Origin of the sequence: Wolbachia endosymbiont (group A) of Eristalinus aeneus, assembly GCF_964026915.1 — a bacterium.
GTDB classification, from domain to species: Bacteria; Pseudomonadota; Alphaproteobacteria; order Rickettsiales; family Anaplasmataceae; genus Wolbachia; species Wolbachia pipientis.
Genome location: NZ_OZ034712.1, coordinates 15,968 through 40,514, shown reverse-complemented (window position 1 = coordinate 40,514; position 24,547 = coordinate 15,968). Strand labels below are relative to the sequence as shown.

The following is a 24,547-nucleotide window of genomic DNA, read 5'->3' as shown; positions in this document are numbered from 1 at the left end:
AAAATCTATCTTTGCCTGTGGATTAAACAACTAAATTTTAGTAAAAAACGATAGTATTACAAATCGTAAAATACTTTCAACATAGGAAAAATAAATTGCATATTTTTCAGTAAATTAGCTATGCTAAACACATGCAAAAACGTCATATAACTATTTGTTTCATACTGCTTTTTATAATAGGGATGTTATTCCTGATGCGTCCTATGATTTTTCCATGTTTAATATCTATTATTATTGCATATTTGTTTAATCCGCTAGTAGTCAAGTTTGAAAAGTATAGAATACCACGTTCATGTTCTGTAATTTTTATAATACTTATTTTATTAATAGCTTTTATACTAGTCATAACATTTGTTTTACCTATTATATATGTTCAAATTACTTCAATATTAAATTTCTTAGTGAGTAAAGTGCCTTCATTAAAGCTTCAAGTAATCCCCTCTGTATTAGAATTTCTTAATATGAAAATCGAGGATAGCTTATTTGATCATTTATCTAAAAATCTAGCAGAAAATTACAGCAACTATGTATCTTATTTCATGAATGCTCTTGATATTGCTAGTAACTTTATAATCCAAGTGTTAAGTTCAAGCTTTAACACGGTATCATTAATGGTGATTACTCCTGTAGTGTTTTTCTATATATTACGTGATTGGCCTTTAATTATAGAAAAAGCTAGTAAATTAATCCCTATTCCTTACAGAGGAAAAATTGCAGATTATTTTTCCAAAGTGGATTTCATTATATCTAATTATCTAAAGGGGCAGGTAAATGTATGTATTGTCATGATGGTCTTTTACTCTGTGAGTCTGAGCATAATCGGATTGGAACACTCTATTGTTATTGGAATTTTATCAGGAATGTTAACGTTCATACCTTACGTAGGGCCATTATTATATACCATTATTGGGTTTTTGAGCGCTATCACTCAATTTAGTGGATGGTTTGAAAGTGCTGCCGTTTTGCTATTATTTGGTGTTGGACAATTAATAGATTCAAACATATTAGTTCCTTTATTAATAGGAAAAAAAGTTCATATACATCCAACTGTAATTATTCTGGGAATTACTATATGCGCTTCATATTTTGGATTTATAGGTATATTACTTTTTATTCCAATAATAGCAATGTTCAATGTATCAGTAGAATATGCAATCAATAAATATTTTAAAAGTGAGCTTTATAAAAACGGCTAACAGACCTTTTGCATAATCAATTTATGGTAAGAGGAGAAATGAGCCCAGAATACCTGAGATATTTTAGGAGCGTAAGTAAATTTTTGCGCAAAAATTACTACCAGAAAGAGGTTACGTAAGAGGCTTAACGTGCAATTAAATTTATTTAACAACAATCAAGCTGATTATAGCCGGCAAAATTACATCATCTTAGATGAAAATAAGCACGTATATAATTCGGTAGTTAATGATTTATCTTGGAAATGTCTGATTCTTTTTGGACCTAAAAGCTCCGGTAAAACTCATCTTGCTCATATTTGGCAATCAATAAACGATGCAATCTTTATCAATGTGAATAACTTCGTAAGCGAGATTAGGTATAGCGATGCTTTTATTTTAGAAGACGTACAAAACATTAAAGATGAAGCAATGTTATTACATTGTTACAATTACATGAAAGAAAACGACAAGAGGCTGCTAATCACTTCTTCAATTTCACCAAAAAAGCTTAACTTCAAACTAAGAGATTTAAGTTCTCGAATATTATCAACTATCAGCGTAAAAATTTTGCCTGCAAGCGAGGAATTATTAAGAATTATGCTAATAAAACGATTTTCAGATAAACAGTTAAAAATTGATTTAAAAGTGATTAATTATATTTTAGCAAGAATAGAACGTTCTTTCTATAGCATTGATAAAATTATAGAAAAGATAGATAATGAATCTATAGGGTCAAATGTGACCGTTCCTTTTATTAGCACTTTATTAAAAAAAGATGCCATTTGATTTCTTCTTTTGTAAAGGTGTATATTAAAAATTTATTAACACCCATAACACTAACGTAATTGGAATCTCTATCTGTCCATGTTAGAATTATAATCAATGTTATGTTATAATAAATATAGATAGATACAGCTAAGAAGTATTCTATATTTATAGTAGAGCTCACTTTATAAGGTGTTTTTTATAGATTTAACGTTATAATTTAACTATGATAAGAGTAAGATTAAATTTAAGAAAAAGGTTAAAGCAAAAGTTTGTGATGTTCACTCTATTGATAAATGCTTTATTTGTCTCATATTTTCTCATAAGAAACACAGGGAACACTTCTAATCAAATTATAGCCAAAGAAATAAATATAGGAACTGATAATGAAAAATAAACAGTCGCAAAATAAAAAAGAAAATCTTTACATAACATATTACATAGATGCTTTAGCTTCAGAGAGGTCCGCTGCACAAAATACTCTGGAAAGTTATCGTTCGGATTTACACCAGTTTGAAGAATTTTTATTGGAAAGCGGCACTACCTTGGTTGGTGTAAACAAAACCAATATTAAAGATTATGTGAAATCTTTATGTACAAAAAAAAAATATAAAAGTAGCTCTATATCAAGAAAAATATCCGCTATGAAAAATTTTTACAAGTGTCTATTTAATGACGGAATAATAGATTTTAATCCAGCGCCGGCTAATGATGCTGAATTAAAGAATCCAAAAGTTTCTCGTCCTTTGCCTAAGTATTTAAGTGTCGAAGAAATATTTTTGCTAATGGACACAGTGAGAAAATCAGCAAGCGAATCGAATAAAGAGATAAGCAGTAAAAGGCTATGTGCGATTTTAGATATCCTTTACTCTTCTGGAATGCGTGTTTCTGAACTAATTAGTATGAAATTATGTGAAGTGTCACATTTAATAAACAGTAATAACAAAGAATGCTATATAATAATAAAAGGAAAAAGTGGTAGAGAGAGGCAAATTCTTTTTAATGAACAAGCATTGCAGAGCCTTAGAAATTATTTATCAGTTCGTGATAATCTGATCTCTAAAGAAAAGGAATCCGATTGGCTATTCCCAGGTGATAAACCTAATAAACCAATTACAAGGCAGAGGGTCGGTCAATTAATGAAGGAGTTGGCAAGAAAATGCAATATTGATGAAAATAAGATCTCTCCACACGTGATTAGGCATTCTTTTGCTACCCATCTACTAAATAGCGGAGCAAATATTGTGTTGATACAGAAAGTTCTTGGCCATACTAACCTTTCTACAACACAAATATATACTCATATTGCTAACGAAAAGTTAAAGGACAAATTAGCTGATTCGCATCCTATTACTCAGATGATCAATAATTAAATTTATTGTTTTTAATTTGTAATAAAGTTAAATTTAAATAAATTTATGTGAGTTTGTGATTTCAAGTTTATTGTTTAATTTCTTTCTTATATTATGGGAGGTATTCTATACTTTCATTACTCTCCCTGTAATTTTCTTTTCTGAGTGTGTAATAACCATTTTCCTCGTCTGTTCGGTGAGAGTTGTATTATTCATGCTGCGTTTATTATGTGGCATTAAATATGAAGTGAGGGGAATGGAAAACATCCCTAAGCAACCTTTTATCATTGCATCTAAACACCAATCTCCATTTGAAACATTTATTTTTATACTACTATTTAGAAAAGCGGTTTTTATTTTAAAACGTGAATTGAAATGGATTCCATTCATTGGTTTGCATCTTATAGCGCTGAAAATGATTTTTATTAACCGTTCAGATGGTATCAGTTCTATACGCCATATAATCAAACTAGCAAAAATGCGTATAAAAGAAAATAGAAGCATAATAATATTTCCTGAAGGTACAAGAACAACTATAAACCAAAATATAAAATATCAACCAGGTATTGCTGCTTTATATAGCGTATTATCTGTTCCTGTGTTACCGGTTGCTTTAAACACTGGTTTGTTTTGGCCAAAAAGCATACTTTCTCTGAGAAAGAATCCCGGAAAGGCAGTAATAGAAATATTGCCCCCAATATATCCTGGGTTAAACAAAAATGAATTCTTGCAAAGTTTAGAAAAAATTATTGAAGAGAGAAGCAGTAGATTAACCATAGGAAAAACTGATATTGCAAATTAACAAAAAAACTTTATAATTAAAAGAAAAGTACAGTATTTTAGGTATTAATATATGGCAAATCATAAGAGTGCTAAAAAAATGATAAAGGTAATAGCAAAGCGCACTTTAATAAATAAGATGCGGAAAAGTAAAACTCGCACCTCTATTAGAAAATTGGTTGATATAATCAAGTCTGGCGACAAAGAAAATGTTGTTCTGGCATTTCGGAATGCTGAATCTAATTTACACAAGTGTGTGAATAAAGGTGTTATTCATAGGAATACTGCTGCGCGTAAAATAAGTCGCTTAAATGCAAAAGTAAAAGCATTGATGACCGCTTAATACGGTTAATGTAAAGTTAACTGTATTAATATATACTCCTCAGTTTGTATATTCTGTATAAAATTTAAGTAGCTTAAGTGATGGATAAAAAAGTGCTATTAGAACTAAGTAATGGATTAAAAATCGAGCTACCTGTATTAAGCGGAACAACAGGTCCTGATGTGTTAAATATCAAGGATTTATATAAGATGACAGGATTATTCACTTACGATCCAGGGTTTGTTTCTACAGCTTCATGCTCTTCTACAATTACATTCATTGATGGAGATGAAGGAGTTCTTAAATATAGGGGACATAATATAGCTGATTTGGCAGAGAATAATAATTTTACTGCTGTGATTTATTTATTGCTCTATGGTGAATTACCCAGTTCAGAGCAACACAAAAAATTTCTTCTCAAAATACAAGAATCATCCAAAGTATCAGAGCAAGTTACAAATGTAATTAAAGCATTTCCAAAAACTGCTCACCCTATGTCAATCTTAGTTGCATGTTTTGCAAGTTTGTCAGCATCTTATCATGAAAAGCATGGCAACAATGTCAATGGTGAAGACCTAGATTTTGGAATTTCTGCAATAGCGCAAGTTTCCACAATTATTGCAATGATTTATAGGCATATCAACAATCAGGAATTCATAAATGCTAACAATGAATTAAGTTACAGTGAAAATTTCTTAAAGATGATATTTGGCGATGCTGTTGATAATGATAAAAGCGCCCTTTTTGCAAAAGCTCTGGATAAAATATTTACTCTCCATGCTGATCATGAACAGAATGCTTCTACGGCGGCTGTCAGATTGGTGGGATCGGCTGGTTCTAATCTGTTTGCAAGCCTCTCTGCAGGAGTTGCTACACTTTGGGGACCAGCACATGGTGGAGCTAATGAGGCAGTTATAAATATGCTAAAAGAGATAGAGCAAAGTGGAGATATAGATAAATTCATCGAAAAAGCTAAAGATGATAAAGATCCATTTAAATTGATGGGATTTGGACATCGTGTTTATAAAAATTATGATCCGCGCGCGCGTATATTGAAAGGCGCTTGCCATGAGGTTCTAAGTAAACTAGAACAAAATAATGAACTGCTTAAAATTGCAAAAAAACTTGAAGAAATAGCTTTAAAGGATGAATATTTTATCGTGCGTAAGTTATATCCAAATGTTGATTTTTACTCAGGTATAATAATGAATGCTATTGATATCCCCTCAAATATGTTCACGCCTATTTTTGCACTTGCAAGAACCACTGGTTGGGTTACTCAGTGGTATGAAATGATAAATGATAAAGAAACTAAGATCTGTAGACCAAGGCAACTCTATTTTGGTAAATAAATTTATTTTCACTTCATTAGACTTCTTGCATAACCCAAACTAAGTAGAAAAAAGGTGTCATCCGAGTAGCTGACACTGGTTCCTTTACGACGGAAGTGTCCAGAGGTGTCATTCCAGTCTGGAATCCAGAAAAAAGGATGGTGTCATTCCGTATCCGTTCAGCCAATGGCGTCAACTTAAGAGCCTCCATTAGCAAACTCTCCTAAAGACATGATGGCGTTTGGGCTTATCTACCTTATCGCGGCTGTCCTGGTCGGATTTTAACTTTAGCGCGTATACTTAAAAAGGGCTTGAAAGTTTTTTGGCGCAATAAGTACCTGATAGAGTTTCTGCCTCATTACACCAAATAAAACTGAAAAATTTAAACGATACTCAGTAATTTGATCTGGGTTCCAAGGCCCTTGTGCATCACACATATGAAGCGATAATATATTGCACATGACCAAGTTTGCCCAAAATTCTTGTAATACAGCCTCTCCAGAAAAATTCTCTAACTCTGCTCCTACTTTGAGTCGTTTCCTCTATGTGCCACCTTAACACATAAGCTTTGCTCCAAAGTCTCGATCAAAAACTCTGTTTCTCAGTTGGCTAATGTCAGCACTATAGTACTTCCCAAAGTAAATGATAAAGGTATAATAAGCTATTTGAGTTATAATGGCGTATAGTGTGGATTTAAGGGAAAGGGCAGTATCGATGATAGAAAAAGGGAAGTCAAAGGTTGAGGTGGCAGAGCTTTTGGAGATAGGAATAGCAACTCTGTACCGCTGGTTAAGAAAGAAAGCCGCTGGTGAAAGCCTAAGGCCATCGAAAAACGGCAGCTTTATTCGAAAAATAGACCCAAAAATACTCGAAGAATATGTTAAAAAGAATCCAGATCATACGCTGGCAGAGATGAAACAAAATCTTGGATTTGGAATAAATTCAATTTGGTATAGGCTGAAACAGCTAAGAATTACTTTAAAAAAAAGTTACACTATATCAAGAGCGCAATCAAGAAGATAGGCAGCGATTTACCGATAAAATCTCAAAAATAGACCATTCCAGCATCTTATATATAGATGAAGCAGGAGTTGATAATAGGTTATACCGAGAGTATGGACGTGCTCCAATAGGAAAGAAAATTTATGCAGATATTCCAGGAAGAAAACGAGAGAGAATCAGTATAATAGGCGGGTGGATTGGAAAGAGATTTATTGCACCAATGACTTTCAAAGGTGGGTGTGACAAAGAGGTATTCAATACATGGTTAGAGAAGATGTTATTACCTAAATTGCCACATGGTACTACAATAGTTATGGACAATGCCACATTCCATAAAACTCCCAAAACAAAGGAGTTAATAGATAATGCTAGATGCCGTTTGCTCTATCTACCAACATATTCACCAGATTTGAACCCTATAGAGCATTGTTGGAATACCATCAAAAGCCGCCTCAGACCTTTAATGCATAAATATACAGACTTACAACTTTTGGTTGGTAATACCATAATGGAAATTTATCATTCATTTTAGAAAATACTATAGTGGTGGCACCACCAACACCGTTTTTGTTGATGAAAGTGATACAACATCATCAGTGATATGCAAGATAATAGGCTATACTCATGGCATAGGTGGGCCGATGATCACAATAGTGATAATTGGTGCAGCTTTGCTTGCGATATTTGGCAGAATGCCATGGCCAGCGCTTTTTGCACTCGGTGCATTTACTGCTGTGTTTTTTGGCGCTCCTGTAGTCGTTTCAAAAATAACACCAGGAGGTGTGATTTGTAAAGACGGTGTAGTAACGAATAAGCAATAGAAATTATTGGAGGCACAAACGTAGTTTTCTTTACTTGAAAGTGGTCAAGCTGACCACTTTCAGTGTCTATGAATACCTAATAAATTCTCTTTCTGTAATCATATCAGTTAAAGTTTAGATTCCAGCGTCACGCGCTGGAATGACAAGGCTTATCGTCATGCCGCCGCATACCGTCATACCGCGATTCATTCGCGGTATCTCAGCCGCTAACAAGCAGCGGAATAACGGTTGTCGTTTAGCTATGAATATTAAGAAATTTACCAAATAAAAAAAAAGGCAAAAGAAGCCCTGGTCATTGTCTATTTTCAGTATTGGCGTTTTTTAAGTCTTAAACACTGCAATTTAGCTGCTTTTGAATGCAACTCACCTTAGTTTGAATGTTTAAGAAATTTACTAAGCAGAAAAAAAGGCAAAAGAAACCCCGTGTTAGCTAGTTGTCACTCTCTAATCCTGCAAAATTGGCGTACTATACTGTCTTAAACGACTTACAAGCGCGTTTCAGCTTATATAGGTAAAAACCCAGAAATGTTGTGAAGACATAAGGTGCACATAGTGTAAAAAATTAAAAATAAGACGCCAACTACGTTGTTTTCTTGCTGTTTAATCTGCACAGATGAAGATAACTGAATACCTTCAGTATCATGATAAGGGGGCTGGCGAGGTTTGTCAAGGAAGTTTTGCATTTAATTCATTTGATAATTCAAAAAACTTGAAAGAATAAAGATAGCTATTGAAATTATCTTGATTTACATCAGTTATCCAAGTTTGACATTGAATACTTAACATTTCCTCTATTAACGCCTTTCTGTAATGTTTATCCAGATGAGACATTATATCGTCAAGCAGAAGAAGTGGTGCCTTATTGTAATGAATACACCTTGCTTTTACACTGGATAAAATAATAGAAAGCAGTAATAACTTTTGTTCTCCAGTGGAGCACAGATTTATTGGTACGTTTCTTTTTTGACAAAAAACCCGAAAATTATCGTTATGCACACCAAAGGTTACTCTACCAGTCAATGAGTCTTTTTCTCTGTTTTCCTTTAGACGATTCTGAAAATATTCTGCAGTATCGTTCAAAGTTAGCTGGCTGCTGAATTTCAAACTTGCCTTTGGAAAAAGCTCACTGGAATGGTTATCAATTGTGTCTTGTAATATTTTTAAAACAGACGATCGCATACGTAAAATACTAACTGCATTAACAGCCATTATGTTTTCAAGACTAGAGAGCCAATTTTCGTCCAAGGTGTTCTCTCTCAACAGTTTACTTCGCTCACGTTTAGCTTTTCTGTGTTTCATGTAGCAGCAAGTGTAATTTTCCTCAAACAGTGAGACTATACGGTCTAAAAATTTTAATCTGTCACTTGGAGAATTAAGAAGAACATAGTCCATTTGTGGAATCAGCCATATTACATTGGATATCTTATACAGAGATGAATAACTTGATTGCGTTTTTCCATCAATTTGTATTAGTTTCTTATCAAAACTCTTTGCGATACCAATTGAATTAAAATCTGTTCCATTAAAAAAATCATAGTGCACTGCCCAATCTTCATTACTGAATCTATTTTGTATCTCACTGGCTTTTGCTTTTTTCATTCCATTGCTTTTAGCAAGCAACGAGATTGCTTCAAGTATATTAGTTTTACCAATACCGTTTTTGCCAGTTATTACAACTGAGCTATCATCTGAATCCAGTTCAAAGTTTGAGTGGCTACGAAAATTATGTAATTTCAGCTTTTTTATGTAGCAATGGGTAGCCATTAACCTATTCTTTAGTTTATATTCTCTTTACTTCTTCCAGAACCTCATCAACATGTCCACTAACTTTTACATTTTTCCAGATCTTCACTATTTTACCTTTTTTATCTATTAAAAAAGTAGTGCGTTCTATTCCCATATACTTTTTGCCAAACATACTTTTCTCTACCCAAACACCATATTTTCCCAACATTTCAGCATTCTCATCAGAAACTAAAGAAAACGGCAGAGAATATTTTGCTTTGAAGTTAGTGTGACATCTAACACTATCTTTTGATACACCAATTATCACTGTGTCAAGGAAAGAAAAATCATCTATTTTATCTCTAAAGCCTTTTGCCTCCATTGTACAACCCGGAGTATCGTCTTTAGGATAAAAATAAAGAACTACATTTTTTTTATCAAAAAATTCACTCAGTGGTAAATTTTCACCAGAATCTGTTGGTAAGCTAAAATCGGGTGCATTATTTCCTACTGCTAATTCCATACCTTGCTCCATTAATAACACTTCTATCTATAGTAGTATATTGTAGTCAGAGTATCAAATTTTATATATAGCTAACAGATAAGATTCTTGATGGGGGCTTATTGATGAATTTCTGCCTACCTTCTCGGCTTGCCGCTTTTGATAAAGTGTGGTTTTCGTCTGATGTAAGGCCATATCAAATAGATCCTATTAAAAATCAATCGAATCTTCACATGTTTGTTCTTCATAAAAGAAGTTCAATGTTATCGTAGTACCAAGTTTTGCTTCACTTTTAATGTCAAAAGTTCCACCCATTAACTCTACTAATTTCTTGCTTAGCGGCAATCCGATGCCCGTACCTTCGTTTCTATACCCCGAATCTGCTTGGCCAAAAACAGACATAACTTTATATATGTCCTGCTGCATTATTCCTATTCCATTGTCATGAAACTCAATAGTTAATAAGTTTTTTTCTATATTTTCTTTTATCACCATTCTTATTAAACCATCTTTGGGAGTAAACTTGATTGAGTTTGATAATAAATTTATTATAACTTGTTTCATTCTCTTGGGATCTGCAATGACTAATAATTGTTTATTAGTCATCTCTTTTTTTAAATTAATCCCGGCTTCTTTTAATTTAGGTAATAGCATATTTACGCATGAATCCATTATTTTGTTCAGGTTAAACTTCACTTTTTCTACTGTTAAACTACTTGATTCAGCTTTAGAAAAATCGAGCACATCATTAATTAAGGTAAGTAAGTGTGTTCCTGCATTATATATATCGTCTGCATACTCCTTGTATTGAGAATTATCCATTGAACCTAAAGTTTTATTTTTGATCAACTCCGCAAATCCAATAATAGCATTAAGAGGTGTGCGTAATTCATGTGTAACGCTTGCAAAAAACTTTAGCTTGTTTGCATTTTCTTGCTCTAATGTCTCTTTTATCTGCTGTAATTCAATGTTAGTTTTATGTTGCTTGGCTAGCATTTGGGTATTAGAAAAGTGCAAATAGAACATTATTAATATTAAGATTATTAATAATAGGCCCAAAAATGTTAAAAACAGGCCATATGCTATAACATAAGAATTATTGTAGTTTCGAAGAATCTTCAAAAAAAACGACGGTTTAACGCTATTTTCATGGAATATAGGGAAAATAGAAGTTAATGTATTTCCTGTAGTATAAAATATTTCTTGGTTACTTAATAGTTTATCAATTTCATCGTTTGTAAGTAACTGTTCATAATCATAATCTTGAGTGTTAAAATTACTGAATATTATTCTGCCGTTTTGATCATACAGTATTAAGCTGAAATCCTTTACTTTGCTCACTGATTGTAATAATTCAGCACGTAGTTTTACTAGTTGGTTTATGTAGTCAAAATTTTTGTATTTAATGTGATGCTTTTCTATTAGTAAATAATGGTATTTTTTTATTATGCCATTTTCCAGTACGCTTTTTAAGTTTACACTTGAATCACGGTAAGAAGAAAGGAAATTACTCCTTAGTAAATGATTACAATATATCACACTGAATAAAATCATAAAAATTGATGAGAATAATGCGATAACTTTTGTGTATTTGTTTCTCCCCAGTGCAGAAAACATTAATTTACCTATCTTATACATATCCTTACTCATTGCGAAACAACGGCTTTTATGTTATTAATAATAAAATTTAGCATATAATATTTTATGACAATTTCTCCTATTTTGCCAGTTTATTCTCCTGTTAATATAAATTTTTCTCATGGCAAAGGTATCTACCTATATGATGTTGATGGTGAGCGCTACGTAGATTTTCACTCCGGAATAGCCGTTAGTAGCTTAGGTCACACTAATTCGCGATTAATTAGTGCTCTTAAATTGCAAGGAGAAAAATTATGGCATATATCAAATACCTATAATATACCTGCTGCCAATAATTTTGCAGAAAAATTAATAAACAACAGTTTCGCTGACACTGTATTTTTCTCAAATTCTGGATCAGAGGCAGTAGAATGTGGGCTTAAGATTGCTAGGATCTATCAAAATGGAAAAGGCAATAAAAATCGTCACAGAATTTTAACATTCCATGGTGCATTTCATGGAAGAACCTTTTTAACTTGTGCTACAAACGATAAACAGAAATTTTCTGAATTACTAAATCCCTACATTGATTGGTGTGATAACATCGAGCCCAATATTGAGAGCGTAAAGAAAGCAATTTCAAGTGGTATAGGCGTTATATTAATAGAACCAATACAAGGGCAAGGTGGTATCAAAGTAATGAATGAAGTCTTTATGAAAGAACTAAGAAAGCTGTGTGATGAAAATGACATATTGTTATTTTTTGATTGCGTGCAATGCGGTGCTGGCAGGACAGGAAAATTATTTGCATACGAACATATAGGAGTGGAACCTGATATATGTGCTCTTGCAAAGGGAATAGGCGGCGGGTTTCCGCTAGGGGCTTGTCTTGCGACTGAAAATGCTGCTAAATATATGGCGGTCGGTATGCACGGTTCCACTTTTGGTGGCAATCCGCTTGCAACCTCAGTAGGTAATGCTGTGCTCGAAGAATTGCTCAGCCCCGGCTTTTTGAAAAATGTTGAAATTAGAGGTAAATACTTAAAAAATAAACTAGAAGACTTAGCAAGTAAATTTCCAATAATAGAGGAAGTAAGAGGGAAAGGGTTAATGCTTGGAATAAAAGTGAAAGCAGACAATCAAAAGTTTGCAGAAGAGTTAAGTCATCGCGGCTTGCTTACTGTTGGGGTAACATCAGATAACGTTGTGAGAATTTTACCTCCACTCATTATCACTGAAAAAGAGATTGATGAAGGCATCGAGATTTTGACTCAATATTTATCTGAGAAATCTTCTGATTAGATACTTGCATTAATATGAACGACAATCTGGTATGCTTAGGAATTATTACCTCTCCTCACGGAATTAAAGGAGCTGTTAAAGTAAAAACCTTTACTGAAAAGCCTGAAAATATCTTCTTATATGGTAAGCTAATAAGTGGTGATGAGAATTATAAAATAGACTCAGTATCCGTCATAGGTGATAATTTAGTAATAGCTACAATAAGCGGAGTAAATTCCCGTAATGAAGCAGAGCTTTTAAGGAATAAGAAGCTATATATAGAAAGAAGCAAGTTACCAGAGCTAAATGATGAGGATGAATTTTACCAAAGTGACCTTGTAGATATGGAAGTAAGGCTGAAAAGTAATGAATTATATGGCTATGTAAAATCTGTGTATAATTTCGGCTCAGGGGATATATTAGAAATTTTAGTTATCAGCACAAAAAAACGTATTATGCTGTCTTTCACTAAAGAGATATTTCCACATATAAATATAAAGGGGAGGTATATAGTATTAAATATACCAGAATTTATTGACTAATAAAGACTTTGATATTTATATAAAGCTATTTATAATTGTAAGATCAAACTGAAAATGTAATTATGGCAGAAAGAGCTAACGATATTAGACCAGGTCAGGTGTTGGAACATAACGGCGGATTATTTTTGGTTGTAGGTATTATGCATACTCAACCTGGTAAAGGTGGTGCATACATACAAGCTGAAATGAAAAATATCAAGACCGGAGCAAAACACTATGAAAGATTTCGTTCTGATGCAACAATCAGAAGGGCAATTTTAGATGAAGAGGAATATGTTTACCTTTTCACTGAAGGAAACATTGTAAATCTTATGCATCCAAGTAATTACGAGCAAATCACTATAAATTTGGACTTATTGGGAGAAAAAAAAATTTATTTACAGGATAACATGAAAATTAAAGTTGTAGCTTATCAAGACAAAATAATTTCTGCGCATGTGCCTGATTATGTTACACTTGCTGTGAAAGAAACAGAGTCTGTTATTAAAGGACAAACTGCTACTGCTTCTTATAAGCCTGCAATTTTGGAAAACGGAATGCGCGTTAACGTGCCTCAATTTATAAAAGAAGAGGATAAAATTGTAGTATATACTCCAGGTGACAGCTATTATGAAAGAGTGAAAGAGTAAAAGGAAGAATGTCCCTCTCATCACCACGAATTAATGTGATGCTTGATTCTGTGCGTAATGCTTCCAAGCAGCTTATGCGCGATTTTAATGAATTGCAAATTTCTAATGTTAAATCAGCAGACTTTATTAATAAAACTTATTCAAAATCCAAGCAAACCATATACGATTGCTTGCACGACTACAAACGAGACTATGGTTTTATTTTTGAAGATGATACTGATCAAGAAGTAAAAGATAACACTTATACCTGGTTTATTATGCCTATAGAGGGCAGGGAGAACTTTTCTAGTTGCATGGTTTATTTTGCAGTATCAGTCTGTCTCATTCATAAAAATAAAGTTGTGGCAGCTGTAATTGATGCTCCGGCTCTTAGAGAAACTTTTTGGGCAGAAGAAAAGAAAGGTGCTTTTCTTGAGGATTTTAGATCTCGTCATGTAAAAATGCGAGTGAAAAGCCGTGAAGGGGGTCTAATAGATGTAAGTGGTAATTTGTTAAATAAATTGCTGCCTGGCAATAGTAATGTACGCTCCATAGGTTCAACAATTTTAGGCTTTGCATACCTTGCGGCAGGAAGGCACAGTGGAATAATTTACTCTGGAGTTAACAAATATAAAGCCTTGCTCGGTAGACTTTTTCTGCAAGAAAGCGGTGGAAGGCTAACGGAAGACAACGGGCTAATCATTGCTGGAGATATAAAACTATAGCTAAAGTAATTTATGTTTACCTACAATTTGATAAGCGTAAAACTCGTCATTCCGCTACTTGTTAGCGGAATCCATGCTGAGATACCGCGAATAAATCGCGGTATGATGTAGGGCTGTACTAGCTATAGCATAAACAGGCTACAGAGATAGACAACTTTTCGAAAACTTTTACAAGAGATTCTGTTAAATGCTCTATCATTTCATCGGTATGATAAGGTGTAGGGGTAATACGGAAACGCTCAGTTCCTCTTGGAACTGTCGGGTAATTTATATGTTGAACATATATTCCATACTCATCAAATAATAATTTTGATGCTTTTTTGGATAACTCTGAGTTGCCAATTATTATTGGAATTATATGAGTTTCTGTTGGAATGAAGTTAATTCCTGCATTTCTCAGTGAGTTTTTTACTTTTTCAACGACTTGCTTTTGCTTTTCCCTTTCAATGTTGCTCGATTTTAGGTGCTCAACGCTTGCCTTTGCTGCCGCTGCTAAAACAGGCGACATAGCAGTGGTAAAAATAAATCCTGGAGCGGAACTTCTTATTACATCTACCAAGCTCTTTGAAGACGCTATATACCCACCCATCACTCCAAAAGCCTTTGATAGTGTACCTTGAATAACGGTTATTCTATCCATCAGGCCTTCTCTTTCTGCAATTCCGCCACCATGTGAACCATACATGCCAACTGCGTGCACCTCATCCAAATAGGTAATTGCATTATGTTGATCTGCAAGATCGCATATTGCTTTAAGCGGCGCTATATCGCCATCCATTGAATATACGGATTCAAGTGCTATTATTTTTGGTGTCTTTTTGTCTATAGACTTGAGTAACTGCTCTAGATGATTAACATCATTGTGTTTAAATATATGTTTTGGCCTTTTTCCTGATTTTATGCCTTCTATCATCGAAGAATGGTTCTTCTCGTCTGAAAAAATTACTACGCCCGGAATAACAGACGATAAAGTGCTAAGTGTTGTCTGGTTAGCGAGGTAGCCACAAGCAAAAGTTAAAGCAGCCTCTTTTTTATGCAAACAAGCTAAGGATTTTTCAAGTTCAACAACCTCTTTTGTTGTACCAGATATATTTCTTGTTCCTCCAGCACCAACAGATGAATTTTGGATAGCGGCAATTACACTCTCATTTTGTGACATTCCCAAATAGTTATTACTGCACCAGACTATTACTTCCCTATTTCTTTCATAGTCCATAATGTGGGGGAGCCTACCTGGTAATGACGCAAAGTGCGTAAATTCACGGTAGCGCCCCTCATCTTTTATATCTTTTATTTTATTCAAGAATATTTCTTCGTAGTTTACCAAGTCCTTATTTACCGATAATTAACATAATTATAATAAATTATTAAACGATAGACTACTATATTTATTATACATGTACGGCAGTAGGTACTTTCCCCGTGTTGAAAGGTTTTTCAACCTCGCTGTTTTCAACTTGGCTTTTAGGTGTACAGCAGTATATAACTGCAGCGGCAACCAGACAACAAGCTCCAACTGCTATCCCCACTGCTAACATTTCTAAGTAAACAGAGATAGCTATCGAAGCTACTGCAGCCACGACTAGTGTTGAAACAACTATAGTAGACAATGTGCTTTTTTTGATATTCTGTGGAGAATCATTATCTTCTTCACTTGGATCATTATCATTTTCTATATCTTTCATGAGAGGCTTGTGATCATCCAGAGTTATAGTGGAAGCACTATTAGATTGACTTATCACCATACCTATAGACTGCACAGATACACTACTATCATCCACCCCTTTGCTATTCTGCTCTAGATTATCGGCAGGTAGTTGATCACTACCATTCTTTGACACTACACCTACACTACTATCACCTGCACTTTGCAAATTAGTATTACCTTTTTCACTTGAATCATAACTCTGTACCATAGGTTGAGCTTCCAGCAAAAGTACACCATTTTGATTACTTGCAACTTCATCAGTATCTTCACTAATAGTTTCAACCAGACAACTCACATCCCCTGAAACCTGCGCATCAACATGAATAACACGCTCTCTATCCACAAAGGATAATACTGTGCTATTGTCCACATAGCCGCTGCTTTGTAAACTCACACCACTTTTTTCCACTTTATTGTTTTCAGTATCACTACTCACAGGAGTTACCTGATCACTTATAGTAGCGCTAACATCTTGTATATCTTTATTGTTTTGATTATCAGACTGTCTACCATTACTTTGAACATTATTCACTTGTCCAGAATTTTCTTTAGCTACTAAAGGTGTTGGCACTGATTTTGGTTGTGGCTCTTGTTTATCACTATCACCTTCAAGCGTAGAACCATCCTTACTATTTGTTGTACCTAACATAGATTCTTCTGCATCATAAAAAACTTCATCACTTAGAGAAGCTTGTTTTTCCTCATCGCTATCAACTGATAACACGGTAGCACTTTTACTTTGAGGAACAAGAGCGTCCTGTGTACTTAAACTTTCAATATCATCCGTTTGTTCTGGAACTGGAGTCTCAGAAACTTCTTGTTGCTCTTGAGTATTAGAAGGCTGTGCCTTAAGTTTTGCACTTTCTTCTGGTACATGTTCAGCAGGTTGAGCATGAGCTTGTTTTTTCTCATCATCAATATTAACAGGAGCTTCGTGACTACTTGTAGTAGCGCTAACATCAGTTACTGATGATACAGCAGCCTTAGCATCAGTTCCAATGCTTTTGATCTTGTCTTCAAGCAATTCTTTAGTTTGTAAGAGTTTTTCTTTCTGATCATTTTTTCTTTTCTTCTTAGTAACACCTAGACCGTTAGTGTCCTCCTTCTTTTTAATTTCAGTATTTACTTGGTTTAGGGCCTTCTCCAAAACAAGCTTATCATCATTGCTTTTTAGGAAATTCTTCATCCGCTTAACATCGTAGATAACATCAATAAACAATCCCTGCTTTATACTTTTTTTATTTTTAGACATTTTACCTCTCCTATAATTATTACCTATAGCTTCTTCTATTGAAGCCTTTCCATTACTCATAACATTTTCTTGTGGCTGCTTAGAGGTTGTCCGGAAACTAGTAAATTCAAGCATATTCCCTCTTTAACATAACCCTACTCATAGCTAGGTATATGAAATTCTCAGTGGATGTTGTGAGTAAATCATACTCCTTCGATAGCCTTCTATTCCTATTAACCCAAGCAAAAGTCCTTTCTACAACCCATCTTCTTGGCTGTACTTTAAACCCTTGTTCTCTTGTTGGTAGTAGCTCAGGTGGCGTATCTTTGTGCACCCAAAATCTACATGGAGGCCTTTTAACAATTTCAATATCTATGTCATATTCTTCCTTTATGTGATTCTTTAAATTTCTTCCTTGGTATCCCATGTCAGCCCACATTTTTTTAACTTTAGTATATTTTGTTCTCATATTGTTTAATGCTATTTTAATACCATCTCTATCATTTTCGTTAGCAGCGCCTACGTAACAACCTAGTATAAAACCCTGAGTGTCTGTAATTATATGCCTTTTTCTACCCTTTACTTTTTTACTTCCATCATAGCCTTTGATCCTCCCTTTTCTGTAGTCTTTACAGATTGACTATCTACTATACAGGCACTCGGCTGCTCATTCCTTCCTATTTTTCTTCTACTATATTTTGTAATTTCATAATTCATTTTCTCAAAAATTCCCTGCTTCTTCCATTGCCTGAACTGCTCATACACAGTCTTCCATAGCGGAAAATCATTTGGTAAATACCGCCATTGACACCCTGTACGCAATACATAGAAAATTGCTTCTAATATTTCTCTTTTGCTATACTTTGGCGGCCTTCCTCCTTTCTTGTATGATACTCTGAAGTGTTTTTCTATTCTTGCCCATTCCCTTTCGCTTAGATCTGTTGGATACTTTTTTCTCATCTTTACCCCGTACTAAAATTTCAGATATTATAGCCTTTTACTTATTTCCGGACAACCTCTGACTATTAATGTTCTATAATATACATATTTCCAAACTATGTCAATTATTTTATAAATATCTTTGGTAAAAATTATTTCTGTTATGACTAGCATGATAAGTGTATGAAGCGACTAAAATTGTCATTACAGCGCTTAGTGTACGACAGTGCTCCAACATTTAGGGTTGCAGTTTTCATGGCAGATCTGAGTAGCTGACCCATCTAAGAGGTGTCATTCAAGTAGCTGACACTGGAATGGCTTTGTTGCATCGCACCTTATACGGTAGTAATTTACAATAAATTCATGTAGCCATTTCGAATTTAGTCATTTCAGTGTTGGCTACTTGGATGACACCACCTGCTATGCTGCAAATTGCAACGTTCGTACACTAAAGTATAGTGTGTTACTAACGAAGGCAAACAAATATCTGCTTTATGAAAACGTTAATATTTTTCATTGAAATAATACATAAATACTAGAAAAACCTTGGCAGGTTATTCGCGTTTGATTATCATAGAGAATTATATAAATTAATAAATGATCTATGGCAAGTAACCCAGAAGAAAGAAATAGTGATAAACAAAAAGCGCTAGATAACGCAATAAGCCAGATTGAAAAAGCATTCGGTAAAGGTGCAATAATGAAGTTGAAGCAAAACCCTGTAGAAAAAATAGACACAATATCCACAGGATCAATTGCGCTTGATTCGGCTCTAGGTGTTGGAGGTCTGCCAAAAGGGCGTATAATTGAAATATTTGGCCCCGAGAGTTCTGGTAAAACCACTCTTGCCTTGCACGTGATTGCTGAAGCACAAAAAAAAGGAGGATCATGCGCATTTATCGATGCAGAACATGCATTGGATGTCTTATATGCTCGTAAACTTGGGGTAAGCACTGATGATTTAGTGATTTCACAACCAGACACTGGAGAGCAGGCGTTGCATATTGTTGAGTATTTAGTGTGTTCTGGTGCGGTTGATGTGATAGTTATTGACTCTGTCGCAGCATTAACTCCAAGAGCTGAAATTGAAGGTGATATGGGTGATCAACATATGGGGCTGCAAGCAAGGCTTCTAAGTCATGGGCTACGGAAACTAACCTCTGCCGTTTCAAAAGCGAACTGTATATTGATATTTATTAATCAAATTCGTATGAAAATAGGAGTAGTGTATGGAAATCCTGAAACTACCACGGGTGGAAATGCATTAAAATTCTATACTTCTGTAAGGCTTGATATAAGAAAAGTTGGTGTAATAAAAGACAAAGAAAATATTACAGGTAATGAAACAAGAGTTAAAGTTGTAAAAAATAAAGTTGCTCCTCCATTTAGAGAAGCGAAATTTGATATAATGTACAATGAAGGTATATCAAAACTCGGAGAAATAATAGATATGGGAGCAAACCTTGGTGTGCTTGAAAAAGCAGGCGCTTACTATTCATATAACAACACACGTCTTGGGCAAGGAAGAGAGAATGTAAAAACTTACCTAAAAACAAACAAAGAAGTCGCAAATGAAATAGAAACGAAAATCAGAGATTTACTCAGAAATCATGATAATTCTATCATAATAGACGAGGATAGTGAGCAACTTTTAGAAGAATCAGTTTTCTGATCTAAACTTAGGCATTAGATTTTGTGTTGGACGGGTTGTTACAGTATGACGGTAATTCTATGTGCTAATATAACAATCTGTAATGTTACCTTGTATCAAAAAGACTTTGCTGAAGCAGTTAAAAAAAGCTTTTCATGAGAAATTATAAATGATAAATTGTTAACAATAGGTTATTGTTAATAAGATTATGTGTTTTGGTTTACCTAATATAAACAGGGAAGGTTATTCATTTATAGTAGTTTCCTTTATAGTAACGTGTATAGCATTCTCTATATCTTGGGGGTTTGGCGTTACGTGCTTGTTTCCAACATTATTGTGTACTTATTTCTTTCGTGATCCAGCAAGAGCTGTGCCAAACAATAAGAATCTTATATTAAGTCCTGCTGATGGTGTGATTTCAAAAATTGAAGAAGTTAATTATCCTTTATCAGCAGAAAACGGAGAGGAGAAGAAGTTTACGCTTGTTAGCATATTTTTAAGTGTTTTGAACGTCCATGTGAACCGTATACCAATATCTGGTACGATAAAGGAAATGAGTTATAAAAAAGGCAAGTTTGTATCCGCAATGAGCAATAGGTCTAGTAATGAAAATGAAAAGCAGGTTATTGTAATTGAATACGAAAAGGGGAAAGAAATTATTGTGGAGCAAATAGCTGGATTAATTGCACGTCGTATCGTTTGTAATTTAGGAATATCCCAGAACGTAAAAGCAGGTGAAAGGTTTGGAATTATAAGGTTTGGCAGTAGAGTGAATATCTATGTTCCTGCTGATACAGAAGTCAGAGTTTCAGAAGGGCAAACTGTTATTGGTGGTGAAACAATTATAGCAAACTTAAATAAGGAAAACGTTCAAGAGAAGCTTACTTTTGACGTTATATGAATAACGATGGAAGTAACAGTAGATTCTTACCTATTACTAAATTATTCCCAAACTTTATAACTTTATTGGGTTTATGTTCTGGTCTCACTTCACTTAAATTTACATTTAATGAACAATGGGAATTCTCAGTAATTTTTATCATCATTGCAGCAATAATAGATGGAATGGATGGCAGAATAGCTAGAATTCTAAAATCAACTAGCGATTTTGGAGCCCAACTTGATTCTTTTGCAGATTTTCTAAATTTTGGTGCAGCGCCTGCATTTCTTTTGTATTTTTGGAAGCTAAACGAAATCAAAGTCATAGGTTGGATTTTAGTAATGATATACGTAATCTGCATATCAATAAGACTTGCAAGATTTAATGTTTCGCTACACTCAGAACAACCATACTGGGAAAAATTTTTCTTTTCTGGTGTTCCAGCTCCAGTGTGTGCTTTACTTTCTTTGTTACCAATAATTATTACCTTTCAATCTCATGAGAGTGAATACTTACTTCTCATAGAGCGATTTTTTAACACAAGAAACGTAGCTTGTTACTTTCTGGCCATTTCATTTTTTTCGATAAGTCACATTCCAACTTTCTCTGCAAAATATATTTATATTCCCAAAAGCCTATCCTATATATTTGTGTCATTTTTTGGAGTACTTATTGTATTTTTCATCAGTAAGCCCTGGATGACTCTACCAATTTTAGGTATAGTGTATACACTTACTATTCCAATAAGCATCGGGTTTTACATATATTTTACATATAAAACTCGTTAGCTAACAAAAAATAGAAAACTGCATGATTTTGAAGATAAGTGAACTATTAAATTCATTTCTGTATATAAAGATATTCAACATTCCATTTATAATTATTTGGGTAATTGCAACTGGAATCTTTTGTACTGCCCAGTTCAAATTCATTAACTTTAGGTTACTTAAATATGGAATACAGACGCTATTCAATCTAAAGTGTAATAACAGCAACAATGGCATAATCACTCATATTCAAGCGTTTGCAACAGTAATTTCAGGAACAGTTGGTCTTGGAACAATATCAGGAGTTGCAATAGCTATCACAATAGGGGGCCCAAGTGCAGTTTTTTGGATGGTAATTACCGGAATACTTGGTATGTCGATAAAGTTTGCCGAGGTGGTGCTTGCATTTACTTATCGCTCTGAAAATACAACTGGCGGGGCTTTTTATTACATGAAGTACGGGCTTGCAAAAATTGGATTTGCAAAAACTGGTAGATTTCTTGCCTTCACTTATGCGATTATGCTACTTATTGCAATGATTTTGGGCGGTATACCATTTCAAGCAAATCAAATAGCAGCACTATCAAATAACCTCCTAGAATACAACGCATCCATTATTATATCCCTGCTTGTCTTTATTGTAATATTGGGAGGAATAAAGCGCATTGCTTTCGTTTCAACGAGCTTAACACCAGTTATGATAGTGCTATATGTGGGTATGTGTATATATTTAATTTATGTAAACGGAAGTAATTTGCTGAATGCTCTATCCATAATATTCCAAGATATCTTCAATAAATCAGCTATAGGAAGCGGAGTATTGAGCGGATTAATAGCCGGAGTGAGAAGATCAGTGTTTGCTAACGAAGCAGGTACCGGAACAGCAGCTATAGCACATTCAGCTGTAAAAGAAGAAGATCCAATTAAAGTTGGGTGCGTTGCAATGATTGCACCACTTATAGACACAATATTAATCTCATTTTTGACTGGTATTGTGATAATTATCACTGGTATGCATAGCACTGATAACGTGGGTGATATTACACTAATTAGTTCGATATTTTCAACAGCTTTGCCCTTGTTCAGCAAGTTAGTTTTTCCGCTAATGATGTTTTCCTTTGCATTTTCCACAATAATAGCTTATTGTTACTACTGTGAAGTTGCTTTGCTGTATTTATTTGGTAGTAAAAAAATACTGATACCGTTCCAAATTCTTATAGTGGTTTCAGTGTATATCAGCTGTATGTCAAAGAATATAGAATTTATATCTTATCTAGGTGACAGTTTGTTTATGTGCCTTATGATTCCAAATGCTGTTGCAATATATCTACTAAGAAGGGAAGTTTTGAATACAATAGATTCTTATTACAATTCTAAAGGGTATTAACATGATTTATAGATTGCTTTGTATGGTGTTATTTTGCCTATTGTTTAATGATGTGTACGCTGCTTCAGGTTTTTACGAAAGTTATGACGCTGTGTTGAATGGAATAAATAACTTCATGAATGAAGTACTGTTTTTCAAGATCCTTTACGTGCCATTTATAATCCTTCTACTAGTTTTTGGTTATGTGTTTCTAACATTACGTTTTGGATTTCTCAACATAAGAATGTTTAAGCATGCGTTTGCTATTTTATGTGGAAAATATGACACGAATCACCATGATGGTCATATTACGCATTTTCAGGCATTTATGACTGCACTTTCAAGCACAGTAGGCCTTGGAACTGTTGCTGGAGTCGCAATTGCAGTTTCAATGGGTGGACCAGGAGCGGTGCCTTGGATGATGATTACAGGTTTTTTTGGTATGTCAGCAAAATTTGCTGAGGTAACGTTGGCGTTTAGACATAGAACAGAAGATCAGGACCAATTGTTTAGTGGTCCCTTTCAGTATATAAGGAATGGTCTGGAGGAATTTGGATTTAAAAAACTTGGTATTGTGCTGGCTGCCATGTATGCAGTATTCTTTGTATTATCAGGTCTTGGTGGAAGTGTAGCGTTTCAAACCAACCAAATGGTTTCAATATTATCTGGCTATTCAAGTTGGGTAGATGGTCACTCTTGGTTTCTTTCTTCCATAATTTCTGCGCTGCTTGCTCTAGTGATTATTGGCGGAATTAAAAGGATAGCTAGAGTATCTTCTGCACTAGTGCCTATTATGTCACTTATATATATCTTTAGTTGTATTATTATTATTGCATTTAATATTCATAACCTTGGTTATACGTTGAAAATATTATTTTCCACTATGATAGATTTCAATGCTGTTGGCGGAGGGATGGTAGGAGCATTTGTTGCTGGAATTCAAAGGGCAATCTTTGCCAGCGAAGCAGGTGTTGGTTCTGCTTCAATTACTCATGCAACAACTAAAGATGAAGAACCAGTAAGAACTGGACTAGTCGCTATGATAGAACCATGCTTTGACACAATGTTAATTTGCTGTTTAACAGGAATAACAATAGTAATAACAGGTGCATACCAAACAGGTGTTGGTGAGGGAATATTAATTACTCACAAAGCATTTGAGACAGTTTCTCCATGGTTTCCTATCCTTCTAACAGTAGCTGCTCCTTTGTTTGCATTTTCTTCAGTAATTTCGTTTGTATATTGTTGTGAAATGGGGTGGCTATATTTATTCGGTGCAAAAAGTATAGTGATATACCGCATAGCGGTAATAATTGTGGCGTTTTTCTCTGGTCTTTCTAAAGATATAATGGCTATTGCCAATATCGGTGGAACTTTATTCTCTTGTTTAGCTCTCATCAACATGACAGCGCTTATACTGTTTAGTAATCAGATTAACGATGAAGTTCAGTGCTACCTAAAAAGGCTGAGGAATAATAAAATTAATTAGGTTCTTG

General features: G+C 34.2%; 23 protein-coding genes and 2 pseudogenes. 18 read left to right on the top strand and 7 right to left on the bottom strand.

Features of this window, described 5'->3' with window-relative positions:
- Positions 1–131: 131 nt before the first annotated feature.
- From AAGD62_RS00215 to AAGD62_RS00190, 6 genes are all read left to right on the top strand, one after another.
- Positions 132–1,196 carry an AI-2E family transporter gene (locus tag AAGD62_RS00215; protein WP_155969287.1) on the top strand — a complete coding sequence of 355 codons (1,065 nt, stop codon included), beginning with the start codon at positions 132–134 and terminating at the stop codon, positions 1,194–1,196.
- A gap of 129 nt (positions 1,197–1,325) precedes the next feature.
- Positions 1,326–1,961, top strand: a complete 636-nt coding sequence (locus AAGD62_RS00210; protein WP_006280257.1) for a DnaA ATPase domain-containing protein — start codon at positions 1,326–1,328, stop codon at positions 1,959–1,961.
- A 365-nt stretch (positions 1,962–2,326) separates the two neighbouring features.
- Entirely contained in the window at positions 2,327–3,313 is a 987-nt protein-coding gene (locus AAGD62_RS00205; RefSeq protein ID WP_341812734.1) for a tyrosine recombinase, read from the top strand.
- 55 nt (positions 3,314–3,368) lie between these two features.
- Positions 3,369–4,094 carry a lysophospholipid acyltransferase family protein gene (locus AAGD62_RS00200; RefSeq protein WP_010963063.1) on the top strand — a complete coding sequence of 242 codons (726 nt, stop codon included), beginning with the start codon at positions 3,369–3,371 and terminating at the stop codon, positions 4,092–4,094.
- Positions 4,095–4,145: 51 nt separating this feature from the next.
- Complete coding sequence (rpsT, locus tag AAGD62_RS00195; RefSeq protein WP_012673338.1) at positions 4,146–4,415, top strand: 30S ribosomal protein S20; 270 nt, start codon at positions 4,146–4,148, stop codon at positions 4,413–4,415.
- Positions 4,416–4,495: 80 nt separating this feature from the next.
- Positions 4,496–5,746 carry a citrate synthase gene (locus tag AAGD62_RS00190; protein ID WP_015589409.1) on the top strand — a complete coding sequence of 417 codons (1,251 nt, stop codon included), beginning with the start codon at positions 4,496–4,498 and terminating at the stop codon, positions 5,744–5,746.
- Between the two features lie 189 nt (positions 5,747–5,935).
- Here AAGD62_RS00190 and AAGD62_RS00185 read toward each other — a convergent pair.
- Positions 5,936–6,298: pseudogene (locus AAGD62_RS00185) on the bottom strand (IS4 family transposase); the annotation flags it as partial.
- Positions 6,299–6,400: 102 nt separating this feature from the next.
- Between AAGD62_RS00185 and AAGD62_RS00180 the strand changes: the two are divergent.
- From AAGD62_RS00180 to AAGD62_RS00170, 3 genes are read left to right on the top strand one after another with little or no spacing between them, the layout of a single operon-like run.
- A complete protein-coding gene (locus tag AAGD62_RS00180; RefSeq protein WP_155968342.1) occupies positions 6,401–6,748 on the top strand; it encodes an IS630 transposase-related protein in 348 nt (115 codons plus the stop codon).
- Positions 6,749–6,767: 19 nt separating this feature from the next.
- Positions 6,768–7,259 carry an IS630 family transposase gene (locus AAGD62_RS00175; RefSeq protein WP_155968340.1) on the top strand — a complete coding sequence of 164 codons (492 nt, stop codon included), beginning with the start codon at positions 6,768–6,770 and terminating at the stop codon, positions 7,257–7,259.
- The gene (locus tag AAGD62_RS00170) at positions 7,249–7,548 is read left to right on the top strand and encodes a TrbC/VirB2 family protein (RefSeq protein ID WP_155969399.1); all 300 of its coding nucleotides are present in this window, start codon (positions 7,249–7,251) and stop codon (positions 7,546–7,548) included. Before AAGD62_RS00175 ends, AAGD62_RS00170 begins: the two co-directional genes overlap by 11 nt.
- A 666-nt stretch (positions 7,549–8,214) precedes the next feature.
- Here the strand turns inward: AAGD62_RS00170 and recF are convergent.
- The 3 genes from recF to AAGD62_RS00155 form a co-directional block, all read right to left on the bottom strand.
- Positions 8,215–9,312 carry a DNA replication/repair protein RecF gene (recF, locus tag AAGD62_RS00165; protein WP_155969397.1) on the bottom strand — a complete coding sequence of 366 codons (1,098 nt, stop codon included), beginning with the start codon at positions 9,310–9,312 and terminating at the stop codon, positions 8,215–8,217.
- Positions 9,313–9,328: 16 nt separating this feature from the next.
- Positions 9,329–9,796, bottom strand: coding sequence for a thioredoxin-dependent thiol peroxidase (bcp, locus tag AAGD62_RS00160; RefSeq protein ID WP_341812733.1), 468 nt, complete (start codon positions 9,794–9,796; stop codon positions 9,329–9,331).
- 189 nt (positions 9,797–9,985) lie between these two features.
- A complete protein-coding gene (locus tag AAGD62_RS00155; protein WP_155969395.1) occupies positions 9,986–11,413 on the bottom strand; it encodes a sensor histidine kinase in 1,428 nt (475 codons plus the stop codon).
- Positions 11,414–11,479: 66 nt separating this feature from the next.
- Between AAGD62_RS00155 and AAGD62_RS00150 the strand changes: the two genes are divergently transcribed.
- The 4 genes from AAGD62_RS00150 to AAGD62_RS00135 all read left to right on the top strand — a co-directional run bounded on the left by AAGD62_RS00150 (position 11,480) and on the right by AAGD62_RS00135 (position 14,509).
- Positions 11,480–12,655: an aspartate aminotransferase family protein gene (locus AAGD62_RS00150; protein ID WP_155969393.1), complete on the top strand. Its 1,176-nt coding sequence runs from the start codon at positions 11,480–11,482 to the stop codon at positions 12,653–12,655.
- Between the two features lie 14 nt (positions 12,656–12,669).
- Positions 12,670–13,176, top strand: a complete 507-nt coding sequence (gene rimM / locus AAGD62_RS00145; protein WP_038250708.1) for a ribosome maturation factor RimM — start codon at positions 12,670–12,672, stop codon at positions 13,174–13,176.
- Between the two features lie 62 nt (positions 13,177–13,238).
- Positions 13,239–13,805: an elongation factor P gene (efp, locus tag AAGD62_RS00140; protein ID WP_006279719.1), complete on the top strand. Its 567-nt coding sequence runs from the start codon at positions 13,239–13,241 to the stop codon at positions 13,803–13,805.
- An 8-nt stretch (positions 13,806–13,813) separates the two neighbouring features.
- Positions 13,814–14,509, top strand: a complete 696-nt coding sequence (locus AAGD62_RS00135; RefSeq protein WP_006279720.1) for an inositol monophosphatase family protein — start codon at positions 13,814–13,816, stop codon at positions 14,507–14,509.
- A 118-nt stretch (positions 14,510–14,627) separates the two neighbouring features.
- On the opposite strand, the gene hemA is transcribed toward AAGD62_RS00135, so the two are convergent.
- The 3 genes and pseudogenes from hemA to AAGD62_RS00120 form a co-directional block, all read right to left on the bottom strand.
- Complete coding sequence (gene hemA, locus AAGD62_RS00130) at positions 14,628–15,836, bottom strand: 5-aminolevulinate synthase (RefSeq protein ID WP_155969391.1); 1,209 nt, start codon at positions 15,834–15,836, stop codon at positions 14,628–14,630.
- 64 nt (positions 15,837–15,900) lie between these two features.
- Entirely contained in the window at positions 15,901–17,583 is a 1,683-nt protein-coding gene (locus tag AAGD62_RS00125; RefSeq protein ID WP_155969389.1) for a hypothetical protein, read from the bottom strand.
- Positions 17,576–18,408, bottom strand: a pseudogene (locus tag AAGD62_RS00120) (IS5 family transposase). Before AAGD62_RS00120 ends, AAGD62_RS00125 begins: the two are co-directional and overlap by 8 nt.
- 583 nt (positions 18,409–18,991) lie before the next feature.
- Between AAGD62_RS00120 and recA the strand changes: the two are divergent.
- From recA to AAGD62_RS00095, 5 genes are all read left to right on the top strand, one after another.
- A complete protein-coding gene (gene recA / locus AAGD62_RS00115) occupies positions 18,992–20,059 on the top strand; it encodes a recombinase RecA (protein ID WP_155969387.1) in 1,068 nt (355 codons plus the stop codon).
- A gap of 187 nt (positions 20,060–20,246) precedes the next feature.
- On the top strand, positions 20,247–20,939 hold the full coding sequence (locus tag AAGD62_RS00110) for a phosphatidylserine decarboxylase (protein ID WP_007548750.1): 693 nt from the start codon (positions 20,247–20,249) through the stop codon (positions 20,937–20,939).
- Positions 20,936–21,706: a CDP-alcohol phosphatidyltransferase family protein gene (locus tag AAGD62_RS00105; RefSeq protein WP_015589351.1), complete on the top strand. Its 771-nt coding sequence runs from the start codon at positions 20,936–20,938 to the stop codon at positions 21,704–21,706. The genes AAGD62_RS00110 and AAGD62_RS00105 overlap by 4 nt, the downstream gene beginning before the upstream one ends.
- Before the next feature lie 22 nt (positions 21,707–21,728).
- Complete coding sequence (locus AAGD62_RS00100) at positions 21,729–23,072, top strand: alanine/glycine:cation symporter family protein (protein ID WP_155969385.1); 1,344 nt, start codon at positions 21,729–21,731, stop codon at positions 23,070–23,072.
- Position 23,073: 1 nt separating this feature from the next.
- Positions 23,074–24,540 carry an alanine/glycine:cation symporter family protein gene (locus tag AAGD62_RS00095; protein ID WP_155969383.1) on the top strand — a complete coding sequence of 489 codons (1,467 nt, stop codon included), beginning with the start codon at positions 23,074–23,076 and terminating at the stop codon, positions 24,538–24,540.
- Positions 24,541–24,547 lie beyond the last annotated feature (7 nt).